Source organism: Sphingobium vermicomposti, assembly GCF_011762025.1.
Lineage (GTDB): Bacteria > Pseudomonadota > Alphaproteobacteria > Sphingomonadales > Sphingomonadaceae > Sphingobium > Sphingobium vermicomposti.
This window is the reverse complement of record NZ_JAASQR010000001.1, coordinates 735,769-750,226: the sequence shown is the minus strand read 5'-3', so window position 1 is coordinate 750,226 and position 14,458 is coordinate 735,769. Positions and strand designations below refer to the sequence as shown.

Genomic DNA, 14,458 nt, shown 5'->3' with positions numbered 1-14,458 from the left:
GGAGACAGTCATGATCGTTCGCAAGCTTCAGGCAATCCGCAAGTCGGACCAGAATGTCCGCACCGAACAATGGGAAAGCGCCCGTCTTCTGCTGAAGGATGACGACATGGGTTTTTCCTTCCATGTCACCACCATGTATGCGGGCGAAGAGATCCACATGCACTATCAGAACCATCTGGAAGCAGTGCTGGTCCTGAAAGGAACGGGCACGATCGAGGATCTGGGGACAGGCGTCACCCACCGGCTCGCGTCCGGGGTGATGTATGCGCTCAACGCCCATGACAAGCATGTGGTGCGGCCGGAAACCGACATATTGACCGCGTGCGTGTTCAACCCGCCCGTGACGGGTCGGGAAGTGCATGACGAAAACGGGGCCTATCCGGCGGCTGCCGACATGGCGCGCGAGCCTGCGCCCGTAAGTTGACCCTAAACCAGAAAGGGGGAAGTCCCTTGCAAGACATCTACCCGTCCCGCCAATCCGTTCAGGCGGAAATGTTGCCGCGTCTGGACCCTGTCGTTCACAGCGACTGGACCAATGACGCACCCATCACGCAGGATCAGGCCGCGATGTTCGATCGCGATGGCTATCTGGTTCTGGACGACCTGTTTTCCGAAGAGGAAGTCACTTTCCTGCAAAGGGAGGCAGGCAAGCTACTGGCCGATCCCGATGCGCTGGAGGCCGAAACGGTCATCAGCGAGCCGGATGGCCGGGAAATCCGGTCGATCTTTCGCATCCACGCGCAAAGTCCGGTCATCGCCCGGCTGGCCGCCGACGAGCGGTTGGCCAATGTCGCGCGCTTTCTGTTGGGTGACGATGTGTATATCCACCAGTCGCGGCTCAACTATAAGCCCGGATTCCAGGGCAAGGAATTTTACTGGCACAGCGATTTCGAAACCTGGCATGTCGAAGACGGCATGCCCCGGATGCGGGCGCTGTCCATGTCGGTGCTGCTGGCTGAAAACACGCCGAATAACGGGCCGCTGATGCTGATCCCCGGATCGCACCGCACCTTCCTGACCTGTGTTGGGGAGACGCCGGAAGACCATTATCGCATGTCGCTCAAGCGCCAGGAATATGGCGTGCCGGACGAAGACAGCCTGGCGGAGCTGGCCGACCGGCATGGCATCGTCGCGCCGACCGGGAAACCGGGCGCTGTCGTGATTTTCGACTGCAACGCCATGCACGGGTCGAACGGGAACATCACCCCGTTCCCGCGCGCCAACGCTTTTCTGGTGTATAACGCCGTCAGCAACCGGCTGGTGGCTCCGTTCGGCGTCGACAAGCCAAGGCCCGATTTCATCGCCGCGCGCGCGCAGGCTGAAACGGTCGTGCCGCAGGCCGGGCCGCTGATGGCGGAGGTGCTGGCATGACAGGCACGCACAGCGTCGAGAAGATCGGCGGAACATCCATGGCGGCGACCGCGACATTGTTCGACAATGTCCTGATCGCGGGCCGCAAGGGCGCGGACCTTTATAACCGCATCTTCGTCGTGTCAGCCTATGCCGGGATGACCGACCTGTTGCTGGAGCACAAGAAAAGCGGTGTTTCCGGTGTCTATGCCCGCTTCGTCGCGGATGATGGCGCGGACGGATGGCGGCTGGCGATGGGAGATGTCCGGCGCGCCATGCAGGAACGCAACGCCGCGATATTCGTGCGGCCGCAAAGCGTTCAGGAAGCGGACGCCTTTGTCGACCGGCGCATCGACGCGGTCGCGGCCTGCCTGGAAGATCTGGCGCGGCTGCGCAGCCACGGGCGCTTTTGCGTCAAGGAACAGCTGATGACCGTGCGCGAACTGCTGGCGGGGCTGGGGGAAGCGCATAGCGCCCACAGCACCGCGCTGCTGTTGCGCGACCGTGGGGTCAATGCGCGCTTCGTCGACCTGACGCTTTGGGACCAGCAGGACATGCGCGGCCTGGACGAACGGATCGAACAAGCCTTTGCAGGCGTCGACCTTGCCACCAGCCTGCCCATCGTCACCGGATATGCCGGGTGCAGCGAGGGCATGGTGCGACGCTATGCGCGTGGCTATTCGGAAATGACATTTTCGCGTATCGCTGTGCTGACTGGCGCGCGGGAAGCCATCATCCACAAGGAGTTCCACCTGTCGAGCGCCGACCCGAAACTGGTCGGCACGGACAAGGCGCGCAAGATCGGTCGCACCAATTATGATGTCGCCGATCAGTTGGCCAATCTGGGCATGGAGGCGATCCACCCCGGCGCGGGCCGGGGTCTGCGCCAGACGAACATCCCGCTGCGCGTCCGCAATACGTTCGACCGGGAGGATGGCGGCACACTGATCTGCGGCGACTATGTGTCGGAAAGCCCGCGCGTCGAGATCGTCACCGGCATCCGCCACGCCCAGGCGCTCCAGTTCTTTGAACAGGATATGGTGGGCGTGAAGGGATATGATGCGGCGATATTGGACGCGCTGGCCCGGCATGATGCCTGGATCGTCAGCAAATCGTCCAACGCCAATACCATCACCCATTATCTGGCGACCGACCCGACGACGATGAAAAGGGTGATAGCGGACCTGCAGGCGCGCTATCAGGACGCGGCGATATCGACGCAGCCAGTGGCCATCGTTTCCGTCATCGGCAGCGATATATCCAGGCCGGGATTGGTGCCTGACGCGCTTCAGGCGCTGGCCGCGGCAGATGTCGAAGTGGTCGCGATGCAACATCAGATCCGCAATGTGGACGTCCAGTTCGTGGTCCATGCCGCCCAGTTCGATACCGCCGTGCAGGCGCTGCATCGGGCGCTGGTGGAAGAAGGTGCGCCTGTGCTGGAGGGACGGCGCGCGGCCTGACGCCGACGCTGCCTGCACCCATGTTCCTGGCGATCCAGCCTGTCCGCAGCCTGCTGCTGTCCATATTCATGCTGATGAGTGGAAGCGGATTTCTGGCGACGCTCATCAGTCTTCGGCTGGAGCGCGCGGGCAGCGGCACCATGGCGATCGGCATGGTCGCGACCGCCTATTTCGGCGGTTTGGTGCTGGGGTCGCTGCGGGCTGGCGGCGTGGTGCGGCAGGTCGGGCATATCCGCGCCTTTGCCGCCTTCGTGGCGCTTCTGTCGGCGAGCACCCTGGCCTACGCATTGCTGGCGCACCCTTTATTCTGGTCGATGCTGCGGCTGATCGATGGTGTCTGTGTCGCCGGTGTGTTCGTCTGCCTGGAAAGCTGGCTGAACGACCGTGCAGAGCCGCACATGAGGGGCAGCGTGTTGGCGGCCTATATGGTCGCTCTCTATTCGGGACAGGCCGTGGGCCAACTGCTGCTGGGCGCGGCAGGTGCTTATCCGGCTGTCCCTTTCCAGATTGCATCCATCCTGATTTCGCTCGCGATCATCCCGCTCTGTCTCACTCGCAGTTCAGCGCCCGCCCCGGTCGAAGCGAGCGCCTTTTCGATCCGGTCGCTGCTGGCGGCTTCGCCCCTCGGCACCATTGGCGCTCTCGCCACCGGGCTGATGCTGGGGGCCTTTTATGGTCTGGCCGCGGTGCACGTCCGGCGGCTGGGGCTGGAACTGGCGGAAACCGCGCGGTTCATGATGATCGTCATTCTGGGCGGCGTAGCGCTGCAATGGCCGCTGGGCCGACTGTCCGACCGTTATGACCGGCGGGTCGTCATCATCATCAGTTTCGCTGTCGTCGCGCTGGTCAGCCTCGCTCTGGCGCTGACAGCATCGGGCGGATTCGGCCTGTTGGCGCTGGGCGCATTGTTCGGCGGTCTCAGCTTCGCGCTCTATCCCCTGTGTGTCGCCCATTGCAACGACCGGTTGCTGGAATCGGAACGCGTGACGGCCAGCGGAAGGCTGGTGCTGCTTTACTCCGTTGGCGCGGCATTCGGTCCGGTCTGCGCCGCTGGCTTCATGACCGTCGCGGGCACGGGCGGGCTGTTCCTGTTCATCGCGATCTGCGCTGGCCTCGCGCTGTTGCTGGGCCTGTGGCGTCAGAGGGCCTCCGATCCCGTCCCGTCCGCCGAGCAGCAGGATTTTCAGATCATGCCGCGCACGACGCCCATGGCATCGCTGCTCGACCCCAATGTTTCGGATGACGAACCCATCGCAGGACAAATGAGATGACCGCAACTTCGGCCACCCTTCCACCCTTGCCTGACGCGCAGGCGGCGGACGCCGTCACCATGCGCCGGGCGATTGCCGCGTCGGCCATGGGCAATGCGACCGAATGGTTCGACTATGGCATCTACGCCTATGGCGTCACCTATATTTCAGCTGCGCTCTTTCCCGGAGATACGGACGAAGCGGTGCTGTTCGCGCTGGCGACCTTTGCCATTTCCTTTCTGGTCAGGCCTCTGGGTGGGCTGTTCTGGGGTCCGTTGGGGGACAGGCTGGGCAGGAAGTCGGTGCTGGCGCTGACCATATTGCTGATGGCGGGCGCGACGCTGTGCGTGGGGCTGATCCCCAGTCATGCCAGCATCGGCATGTGGGCACCCGCGCTGCTGATCATCCTGCGCATGGTGCAGGGCTTTTCCACCGGCGGCGAATATGGCGGTGCCGCGACGTTCATGGCGGAATATGCACCCGACGACCGGCGGGGCTTTTTCGGCAGCTTCCTGGAGTTCGGGACGCTGGCGGGCTTTTCGCTGGGTGCATCGCTGATGCTGGGATTTTCCCTGACGCTGGGTGAAGAGGCGATGCACCAGTGGGGATGGCGCGTCCCCTTTCTGATTGCCGGACCGATGGGGCTGGTGGGCATGTATCTGCGGTCCAAGATGGAGGACACGCCGATCTTCCGCGAACATGCAAGCCGCGAAAGCACCGCGCCTACCCCCGGCCTCAGCCTGCTGATGCGGCGCTACAGACGGCCCATGCTGGTCGTCGGTGGGCTGGTCGTGGCGCTCAATGTCGTCAACTATACGCTGCTCAGTTACATGCCGACCTACCTCCAGCGGCGCATCGGCCTTTCGCCGGACGAAGCGCTGATCGTCCCGATCATCGGCATGTTGTTCATGATGGCTTTCCTGCCGTTTGCGGGCAAATTGTCGGACCGGGTGGGGCGGCGGCCGATGTGGCGCGTCTCGCTGATCGGGCTGCTGATCGGGGCGGTGCCGCTCTATCTGCTGATGGGCACGGGGCTGATCGGCGCCATCGTCGGCTTTGCCCTACTGGGACTGCTGTATGTTCCGCAGCTGGCGACCATATCGGCGACCTTTCCCGCCTTGTTCCCGACGCAGGTGCGCTTCGCCGGTTTTGCCATTGCCTATAATGTGTCGACGTCGATTTTTGGCGGCACCGCGCCAGCGGTCAACAGCGGCCTCATCACCCTGACCGGCAATGAATTGATGCCCGCATTCACGATGATGATCGCGTGCATCGTCGGCCTTTTCGCGCTGCGCTTTATGCCGGAAACGGCAGGCAAGTCCCTGCAGGGCGACCCATTCGCGCAGGAGGCGCACGCTTGATCACCCATCTTCCCATCGCCAATGACAGTCTGGACACGCTGGTCCAAGGCTATGTGCGTGAGCCGTGGATGCAGAGCGGGCTGGCGCTGCTGCTGCTGGGCCTGTTTTCCTGGATCGCGAACTGGATCACCAAACGCATCGTGCTGCGCGTGTTGTTGCGGTTGCTGCGCCACCTGCCTTTTCACATAGAGGCGCAGCATATAGGCGCGATCGTCGCGCGGCTGTCGAACATCGTGCCCGCGCTGGTCATTCAGCAGGGCATCGCTGCCGTGCCGCATCTGCCCGCGGGGCTGGTATCGTTCGTCCAGAGCCTGTGCGCGGCCTTCATCATCCTGACGATGGCCATTGCGGTCAGCGGGCTGCTGGCCCTGTTCAATGACCTGTATCAGCGCCGTCCCCATGCCGCGAACCGGCCGATCAAGGGCTATGTGCAGGTGGCGAAACTGATGGTCTATGCCACCGCCACCATCCTGATGATCGCGGCATTGATGGACCAGTCGCCCCTGCTGCTGCTGTCCGGCCTGGGCGCGATGGCTGCGGTTTTGATGCTGGTGTTCAAGGATACGATCCTGTCACTGGTGGCTTCCGTGCAGATCGGGTCGAACGACATGGTGCGCGTGGGCGACTGGATCGAAATGCCGCAGCTTGATGCCAATGGCGACGTCATCGACATCGCGCTGCACACCGTGAAGATCCAGAATTTCGACAAGACGATCACGACCATTCCCACCCATCGCCTGATATCAGAAAGCTTCCGCAACTGGCGCGGCATGTCGGAATCCGGGGGGCGGCGCATCATGCGTTCGTTGATGATCGATCAGAGCAGCGTCCGGTTCCTTGAACAGCAGGACGTCGAGAACCTGACGCGATTTTCGCTGCTGAAGGAATATCTGCAGGCCAAGCAACAGGATATCGGCCGTTGGAACCAGCAACATGGCGCGAGCAACCCCGTCAATGGCAGGCGGCTCACCAATATCGGCACCTTTCGCGCCTATGTGCATGCCTATCTGAAGGCGCGCGGTGATATCGCGCAGGACAAAACCCTGTTGGTGCGACAGCTGGAACCGAGCGAATATGGCCTGCCGCTGCAAATCTATGCTTTCGCCGACAGCACGGTGTGGGACGAATATGAAGGGGTGCAGGGGGATATTTTCGACCACCTGATCGCCATCCTGCCCCAGTTCGGGTTGAGGTTGTTTCAGCGGCCAACGGGCGCGGATGTGGCTGAACTTGCGATGGCGGAAGGCGGGCGGCGCGCGCGGGCCTAGACTATCAGAACGGGAAGAACCAATGGATGGCGGCGACCGCCGCGACCCAGGTCACCAAGTTCAACGGAAGCCCGACCTTCGTGAAGTCGAGATAGCTGTAACCCGCCATCTGATAGACCAGGACATTGGTCTGGTAGCCGAAAGGCGTGGCGAACGCAGCGCTGCCCGCCATCATCACCGCCACCAGGAACGGGCGAGGGCTGACATTCAGGCTTTCGGCCAGCGCGACCGCGATCGGGGTCACCAGAACGGCCACGGTGGCATTGGATAGCAGTTCGGTCAGGAACAAAGTCGCGCCATAGAGCAGGATGAGCGCGCCCAGAGGGCCGAACAGTCCGACCTTGTCGATCAGCGCGTTGGTGGCCGACGATGCAAGGCCCGTCTGTTCCAGCGCGATGCCGATCACGACCATGCCGACGATCAGCATCAGGATTTCGGGCCGCAACCCGCCATAGGCTTCCTCAGGCCGGATGACGCGGAGCAATATCAGCAACACCGCTCCGCCGAACGCCGAAGCAGCGATGGGGGTGATGTTGAGCGCGGCAAGGATGATGACGCCCAGGAAGATCACGGTGGAGGCAATGGCCTTGGCGGGAGCGAGCGGCCTTTGCTCGACGAAACTGCCCGGATCGCCGACCGCGTCCCCGGCTACGTCCACATGGCTGACATGGTGGGGCAGGGCGGCTTCCATCCGTTCAAGCCGTGCGGGCAGGGGCCTGGCGAGCAGCCGACCAGAAAAGAAGAAAAGGTAGAGGCCGCCAGCCGCGGCAACGACCAGACCCACCGGCGTGATTTCGAAAAGGGAGAAAGGCGGCTGACCCGACGACCGCGCCATATCGTCAACCAGCAGGTTGGTGGACGTGCCGATCAACGTGCAACATCCCCCCAGCACCGCGACGTAGGATAGCGGCATGAGGAAACGTTTGGGGTCCAGCTTCAGCGATTGGGACACGTCCCGCACCACGGGCGCAGCCAGCACCACGATGGGCGTGTTGTTCAAAAAGCCCGAAGCGCCGCCGCACAGCAGGATCAGCAACCAGATGCCAAGCGCGCCGATCCGGCGGCAGAGCGCGACCGCCTTGCGGATCAGCAGGTCGAGCAGTCCCGACAATTCCATGGCGTGGGCGATGACGAACAGGGAAGCGAGCGCGATGATCGCCGGGCTGCCAAAGGCACCCTGCACCTCGCTGGGCCGCACCGCACCGGTCAGAAGAAGGATGGCCGCACCCGACAGGGCGACGACATCGGCCCGAACCTTGTCCCAGATCAGGGCGACAACCACGCCCGCCAGCACGAGAAGGGTGACTAGTTGCTCAAGCGTCATGGCCACCCGGTAGCATAAAGGAGGATTTCCGGCAGGGAAAATGGAAGATTGGCGAGGAAAATCTTGAGCCTAGGGGTCAATTTCGCCATCATATCTGCTAGGCTTGGTTCATGGCAGAACAGAATATCCGGTTGCGCATTCTTTCCTATCTGATTGCCGCTGCGGCGGGTTCCGCGTTGACGGTCGCCATCGTTACACGGGAGCAGGCACCCTCGCCCCAGCCCACGCAGGCCGAACCGAAACAGCCACCCAAGGTGGAGGTTCCCAAGATCCCCGTCATTCCGGTGCCACCGCCACCGCTGGACCGCGCAGCCCTGCTGGCGGCTGCGGCAAGCGCGGCGGATGCGACGGCCAGCGGCGGCGCGATGCCGCCATCCAACGCGCAACTGGTCGGGCGATCCTTCATCCTGCGCATGCCTTTTGGTTGCGCGGGCGAAATGACGGACGGAGCGGATGATGCGTGGGCAGGGTGGAGCTTCAATCCCAAGAGCCGCGCGCTCAGGCTTCGCGCCCGCGCCAACAGCCTTGCCGATACGGAATGGGTGAAAACGCTGGCGGCGGACATGAAATTCGATGCGGTCGAGGGGTTCTGGATACGCCGTCCATGGACCCGCGCGGACCAGTGCCCCGCCGAGGGGGGCGTGCTGAAGGACGTCGCCGCCTCCCAGGGCCAGCGCCTGGCGATCGCTCAATTTTATTCACCTGAGGGGCCAAGGACGTTGCGGCGCGGCGACCGCCCCTATTCGTCCACGGTCAAGCTGGAGGAAGGCGAAGCGCCGTCAGCGCGCGGATATCAGCTCCAACTGGAAGGCAAGATTTCCGGGTTTGCGGACGGCCAGCCCATCCATTGTTTCCAGCATGACGTGTCGCTGGCGCCCCGTTGCCTGATCGCGGTTCAGTTTGAACGGGTGGCGTTCGTCGCCCCGGACAAGCCAGAACCCATCGTCGAATGGCATTGATCATACTGGGCGCTGAGTGCCGGATCGGCGTTAGCGTAGGTCGCTCAGGGCCGGTTCGCTGACGGGTTCTTCCCGCTCGCTCGCCTGCCGCGTCCACATCACCGCATAAAGGCCGTCGGCGCGGACCAGGTCAGCATGACGACCCCGCTCGACGACGCGGCCTTGATCCAGCACGATGATCTCATCGGCATCGACGACGGTGGACAGGCGGTGGGCGACAATCAGCGTGGTGCGTTTGCGCGCTATGTTGCGCAGCACGTCCTGAATTTCGGTCTCGGTCCGGCTGTCGAGCGCGCTCGTGGCCTCGTCCAGCACCAGCACCGGCGGGTCCTTGAGCAGCGTGCGCGCTATCGCCACGCGCTGCTTTTCGCCGCCGGACAGCTTGAGGCCACGCTCGCCCACGCGCGTGTCATATCCCTGTGGCAGGCGCATGATGAAGTCGTGGATGGAGGCTGCCCTGGCCGCTGCCTCGATCTCTGCCTGGCTCGCCCCTTCGCGGCCATAGCCGATATTATAGCCGACCGTGTCGTTGAACAGCACCATGTCCTGCGGCACGATGCCGATCGCGGCGCGAAGCGAGGATTGCGTCACCGCCGCGATATCCTGCCCATCGATCATTATCCGGCCCTGCTGAATATCGTAAAAGCGAAACAGCGTGCGGGCGATGGTCGATTTCCCCGCACCTGAAGGGCCGACAATCGCCAGCGTCCGGCCCGCTGGCACGGTGAAGCTGACATCGTGCAGGATTTCGCGATCGGGATCATAGCCAAAGCGCACATGATCGAAACGCACTTCACCGGACTTCACCTTCAGCGCTGGCGCGTCGGGCCTGTCGCCCACTTCGGTCGGCGTATCGATCAGCTTATACATCGCCTCCATGTCGATAACGCCCTGCCGGATCGTGCGATACACCATGCCCAGCAGATCGAGCGGCCTGAATAGTTGGCTAAGTAATGTATTTACCAGCACAACGTCGCCTGTCGAAAACGCGCCCCGGCTCCATCCCCAGACGGTATATCCCATCGCGCCCGCCATCATAAGGTTGGTGATCAGGGATTGCCCGACGTTGAGCCAGGCAAGGCTGTTTTCCGATTTCACCGCCGCTTCGGCATAGCGCCGCATGGCTTTGCCATAGCGGGCGGCTTCCCGTTGTTCCGCGCCGAAATATTTGACCGTCTCAAAATTCAGCAGGCTGTCCACCGCATGGGCGACGGCGTTGGTGTCCATGTCCACCATGTCGCGCCGCAACTGATTGCGCCATTCGGTGATGGTGCGCGTGAACCAGATATAGAGCGCCACCATCACCAGCGTCGCCACCACCAGCCCCGGCCCGAACTTTACGAAGAAGATGACGCAGACCGCCGTCAGTTCCAGCACCGTGGGCGCGATGTTGAACAGCAGGAAATAGAGCATCGTGTCGATGCTCTTGGTGCCGCGTTCGACGATCTTGGTGACCGCGCCGGTGCGCCGGTCGAGATGAAAGCGCAACGACAGCCGGTGCAGATGGACGAACACATCGTCCGAAAGCCGCCGCCCGGCTTCCTGCCCCACCCGCTCGAACACGGCATTGCGCAAATTGTCGAACAAGACACTGGCGAACCGCGCCCCGGCATAGGCGACCACCAGTGCGATCGCCAGCCCGGCAGCAGGCTCCATCCCCGGTGCCATGCGGTCGATCGCCCCTTTGTAGGCGAAGGGCATGGCCAGGCTGATGGCCTTTGCCATCACTACCAGGATCATGGCGATAGCGACGCGCCGCCGCAGCGCAGGCGCATCGGCGGGCCACAGATAGGGCAGAAACCGCCGCAATGTTGCCCAGACGGGTGGAAGGGGTGTGTTGTCAGGCGTGGATGGCGGCATGGGGGCAGATGTAGGAGAGCTGAGCCTTAAATGCCACTTATAAGCCCCTCCCGCCTGCGGGAGGGGGAAGGGGAGGGTGCGATCATGTAATGATCGCCAGCAACCTATCCGCCAGCCCAGCTCGGCCAGCCCAGCTCGGCCAGCCAGCCCAGCGCTCGCTTCGCTCGCCCCCACCCCCAACCCCTCCCCTGAAGGGGGAGGGGCGAGTTCCTGTCAGTCCCGCAGCAGATCGTTGATCGCGGTCTTTGACCGCGTCTGCGCGTCCACGCGCTTCACGATCACCGCGCAATAGAGGCTCGGCCCCGGTGTGCCGTCGGGCAGCGGCTTGCCAGGCAGCGATCCCGGCACGACCACGGAATAGGGCGGCACTTCGCCGATGAAGACTTCCCCGGTGGCGCGGTCGATGATCTTGGTCGACATGCCGATGAACACGCCCATCGACAGGACCGAACCCTTGCCGATGCGCACGCCTTCCACGACTTCCGAACGTGCGCCGATGAAGCAGTCATCCTCGATAATGACCGGACCGGCCTGCAGCGGTTCCAGAACGCCGCCAATGCCGACGCCGCCGGACAGATGGACATTCTTGCCGATCTGGGCGCAGCTGCCCACCGTCACCCAGGTGTCGACCATCGTGCCTTCATCGACGAACGCACCGATGTTGACGAAGCTGGGCATCAGGATGACATTTTTGGCGATATGCGATCCGGCGCGCGCGAAGCTGCCCGGCACCGCGCGGAAACCGGCGGCGCGGAACGCGGCTTCGTCCCATCCGGCGAACTTGCTGGGCACCTTGTCCCACCAATGGCCCGCGCCCGGCCCATTGTCGATCATGACATTGTCGTTGAGGCGGAACGACAGCAGCACCGCCTTTTTCGCCCACTGATTGACCTGCCAGCCTTCCGCGGTCGGCTCGGCGACGCGCAGTTCGCCCTTGTCCAAAAGCGCCAATGCCTTGTCCACCGCTTGGCGTACCGCTCCCTGCGTCGTCAGGCTGATATTGGCCCGATCTTCCCAGGCGGCGTCGATGGTGGCGATCAGATCTTGGCTCATGGCTTTTCCCCAATGATGTCGGCCAAAAATGGCGTCAGATGGTCGGTTTCGAAATCGATGAAGTCGGGATGATGGTCGTGATTGCCTGCTTCGGACCCGTTGTTCACCCAGATGGTGGCCATGCCGATCGCCTTGGCGGGTTTCAGATTGCGGGCCATATCCTCGAAAAAGGCGGCGCGGGCCGGGTTGATCCCGTGCACGCGGCACAGTTCGGTGTAGCCCGACGGGTCGGGCTTTGGAATATATTGGCAGGCGTGGATGTCGTGGATCAGTTCGAACGCGCCGGACAGCCCCAGCTTGTCAATCACGCGTGCCGCATAGTCCGCGTCGCCATTGGTGAAGATCAGGCGGCGGCCGGGCAGGGCGGCGATATGGGCGTTCAGCGCCTCGTCCACCTCCAGCCGGTCCATCGAAATATCATGCACATAGTCGAGGAAAGCGCGCGGTTCGATGCCATGATGATGCATCAGGCCTGACAGCGTCGTGCCATGTTCCATGAAATAACGCTTCTGCGTGGCCTTTGCGACGTCAGGATCGCATCCCAGCAAGCCCTGGATGAACTCGCCCATCTTGACGTCGATCAGCGCGAACAGGTCCGTTTTCGCCGGATACAGCGTGTTGTCCAGATCGAAGATCCAGCAATCGACATGGGCAAGCTCATCACGCATGGCCGCGCCCTAATCCTGTGCGGCAAACAGGGCAAGGGTTGGATAACAGATGACCTGCTCCTGCCTCCGCAGGAGCGCGCCGTTTTCTAACCGCAACCCGGCGCGTCACTATCCTCGTAAAAGCTCTGCACCGCCGCCCAGGCTTCTTCCGCCGTTTCGACCCAGGTCAGCAGATTGAGGTCCGAAGGCGAAATCACGCCTTCATCCGCCAATGCTTCGAAATCCACTACCCGCGTCCAGAACTCGCGTCCGAACAGCAGCACGGGAATGGGCTTCATCTTGCCGGTCTGAATCAGAGTCAACAGCTCGAACATCTCGTCGAATGTACCGAATCCGCCGGGAAATACCGCCAGCGCCCGCGCGCGAAGCAGGAAGTGCATCTTCCTCAGCGCGAAATAGTGGAATTGGAAGGACAGCTCCGGCGTAACGAAGCGGTTGGGGGCCTGCTCATGCGGCAGGACGATGTTCATGCCGAGTGTCTGAGCGCCAACATCCGCCGCGCCGCGATTGGCCGCTTCCATGATCGACGGGCCACCGCCCGAACAGACGACGAAATGACGGCATCCGCTTTGCGTCACGGGATATTGGGCGGCTGTCCGCGCCAGCTTGCGCGCTTCATCATAGTAGCGCGCTTTCTTTCCCAGATTTTCAGCGATCCGCCGCTGCTCCGGCGTTGTTGCAGCATCGATCCGGGCCTGCACTTGCTCCGGTTCGGGAATGCGCGCCGACCCGTAGAAAACGAAGGTCGATTCGATCCCCGCTTCGTCCATCAACAATTGGGGCTTCAGCAGTTCCAGCTGGAAACGGACGGGCCGCAAATCTTCACGCAGCAGAAATTCCGTGTCCTGAAAGGCCAGGCGATAGGCCGCGCTGCTGGTTTGCGGTGTGCCGACCTGCTTTTGCGCATCGGCGGCTTCCTGGCGGGCGGGGCGGAACTTGCGTTCCTCAATCTCTTTTCTTGTCATTGAAACTAACTTAGGCGCGTGGGCGGCAAAACCCAAGAGCGCTCAGCGGCAAAAGCCGCCGCTATTTGATTGTCGCTCAGCGGCAAAAGCCGCCGCGACCGCCCATGTCGAAATGAAAATGATCGCGGTGCGCGACATTATAGTCAGGGCTCAGCACCGTGCGGAACCGCTTGCAGGCGCTGGCTCGGACGATTTCCAGAAACTGGCGGGTCTGGCGGTCGCCATTCCAGCCCTGTTGAACCGTGATTCGCCGCCCATCCGACAGGACAAAGGCCGATACATCGACGGCATTGCTGTGCGCATGTTCGCTCAGTTTGCCGCTCCCCGCGATCGGGCGGCAATTATAGGTGCCGAATGTTTCGATCCGCTCGATCTCCGCGCCCAAGATCAGCCGCGCAGCCGGTTGAACGCCATAGCGTGCCCAGGCCGCGAAATTGGCCGCCAGATTGCACGTCATCGCGCCAAGGTTGGTGGCAGGCACGCCGATGTCGAGCAGCTTCACGCTGCCCATCGCCGAACAGCCGCCACCGAAATTCTGGTCGGGCAGGGGGGTGAAGGCAACGGATTGCGACTGTAGTTTCACCAGGCATTGCCGCAATTCCATTGACGGCGGCGCAGCGGGGCGGGCGCTCTTCACCGGCTTGGACGCGCGCTCAACCCGGCCGCGCGGCACTATGTCGCCGCTACAGGATGCCAGTGTCAGGCCCACTGTCAGGCACAGCCCGATCAAGGCCGCCTGACCCGCGCCGCGCATCTTCGCTTTCCCCCAAGGCCGCTCTGTCATGACCGTCATTTATCACGGCTTGCCCGGCTGTTGGTTAACAACGCGAACGGTTCATCGCATTCCGACATTCGGCTTGACTCTTACGCGTCACTCTTTAGGGCGACCGGCGGGCCACGCGGTCCCAACGCCGCGCGAGCTCTCTGCAAGGAGAAGCGT

Annotated in this window: 13 protein-coding genes; 7 read left to right on the top strand and 6 right to left on the bottom strand. The window is 62.7% G+C overall.

Going from position 1 to position 14,458, the window contains the following annotated elements:
- Window positions 1–10 precede the first annotated feature (10 nt).
- The 6 genes from FHS54_RS03670 to FHS54_RS03645 are packed head-to-tail and all read left to right on the top strand — an operon-like array spanning window position 11 to window position 6,689.
- Complete coding sequence (locus FHS54_RS03670; RefSeq protein WP_167302409.1) at window positions 11–424, top strand: ectoine synthase; 414 nt, start codon at window positions 11–13, stop codon at window positions 422–424.
- Window positions 425–450: 26 nt separating this feature from the next.
- Entirely contained in the window at window positions 451–1,371 is a 921-nt protein-coding gene (thpD, locus tag FHS54_RS03665; RefSeq protein WP_167302408.1) for an ectoine hydroxylase, read from the top strand.
- Window positions 1,368–2,810, top strand: coding sequence for an aspartate kinase (locus tag FHS54_RS03660; RefSeq protein WP_167302407.1), 1,443 nt, complete (start codon window positions 1,368–1,370; stop codon window positions 2,808–2,810). Before thpD ends, FHS54_RS03660 begins: the two co-directional genes overlap by 4 nt.
- Before the next feature lie 20 nt (window positions 2,811–2,830).
- Window positions 2,831–4,081, top strand: coding sequence for an MFS transporter (locus FHS54_RS03655; RefSeq protein ID WP_167302406.1), 1,251 nt, complete (start codon window positions 2,831–2,833; stop codon window positions 4,079–4,081).
- Window positions 4,078–5,421, top strand: a complete 1,344-nt coding sequence (locus tag FHS54_RS03650) for an MFS transporter (protein ID WP_167302405.1) — start codon at window positions 4,078–4,080, stop codon at window positions 5,419–5,421. The genes FHS54_RS03655 and FHS54_RS03650 overlap by 4 nt, the downstream gene beginning before the upstream one ends.
- Complete coding sequence (locus tag FHS54_RS03645) at window positions 5,418–6,689, top strand: mechanosensitive ion channel family protein (RefSeq protein ID WP_167302404.1); 1,272 nt, start codon at window positions 5,418–5,420, stop codon at window positions 6,687–6,689. The genes FHS54_RS03650 and FHS54_RS03645 overlap by 4 nt, the downstream gene beginning before the upstream one ends.
- A 4-nt stretch (window positions 6,690–6,693) precedes the next feature.
- Here the strand turns inward: FHS54_RS03645 and FHS54_RS03640 are convergent, their stop codons facing one another.
- Complete coding sequence (locus FHS54_RS03640; protein ID WP_167302403.1) at window positions 6,694–8,013, bottom strand: SLC13 family permease; 1,320 nt, start codon at window positions 8,011–8,013, stop codon at window positions 6,694–6,696.
- Between the two features lie 110 nt (window positions 8,014–8,123).
- On the opposite strand from FHS54_RS03640, the gene FHS54_RS03635 reads away from it, so the two are divergent.
- Window positions 8,124–8,972: a hypothetical protein gene (locus FHS54_RS03635; RefSeq protein ID WP_167302402.1), complete on the top strand. Its 849-nt coding sequence runs from the start codon at window positions 8,124–8,126 to the stop codon at window positions 8,970–8,972.
- Between the two features lie 30 nt (window positions 8,973–9,002).
- On the opposite strand, the gene FHS54_RS03630 is transcribed toward FHS54_RS03635, so the two are convergent.
- From FHS54_RS03630 to FHS54_RS03610, 5 genes are all read right to left on the bottom strand, one after another.
- The gene (locus tag FHS54_RS03630) at window positions 9,003–10,832 is read right to left on the bottom strand and encodes an ABCB family ABC transporter ATP-binding protein/permease (RefSeq protein WP_167302401.1); all 1,830 of its coding nucleotides are present in this window, start codon (window positions 10,830–10,832) and stop codon (window positions 9,003–9,005) included.
- A 213-nt stretch (window positions 10,833–11,045) separates the two neighbouring features.
- Entirely contained in the window at window positions 11,046–11,885 is an 840-nt protein-coding gene (gene dapD, locus FHS54_RS03625) for a 2,3,4,5-tetrahydropyridine-2,6-dicarboxylate N-succinyltransferase (protein ID WP_167302400.1), read from the bottom strand.
- Entirely contained in the window at window positions 11,882–12,553 is a 672-nt protein-coding gene (locus FHS54_RS03620; protein WP_167302399.1) for a pyrimidine 5'-nucleotidase, read from the bottom strand. The genes dapD and FHS54_RS03620 overlap by 4 nt, the downstream gene beginning before the upstream one ends.
- 86 nt (window positions 12,554–12,639) lie before the next feature.
- On the bottom strand, window positions 12,640–13,518 hold the full coding sequence (locus tag FHS54_RS03615; protein WP_167302398.1) for an LOG family protein: 879 nt from the start codon (window positions 13,516–13,518) through the stop codon (window positions 12,640–12,642).
- A 76-nt stretch (window positions 13,519–13,594) separates the two neighbouring features.
- Complete coding sequence (locus tag FHS54_RS03610; protein WP_208404774.1) at window positions 13,595–14,302, bottom strand: extensin family protein; 708 nt, start codon at window positions 14,300–14,302, stop codon at window positions 13,595–13,597.
- Window positions 14,303–14,458 lie beyond the last annotated feature (156 nt).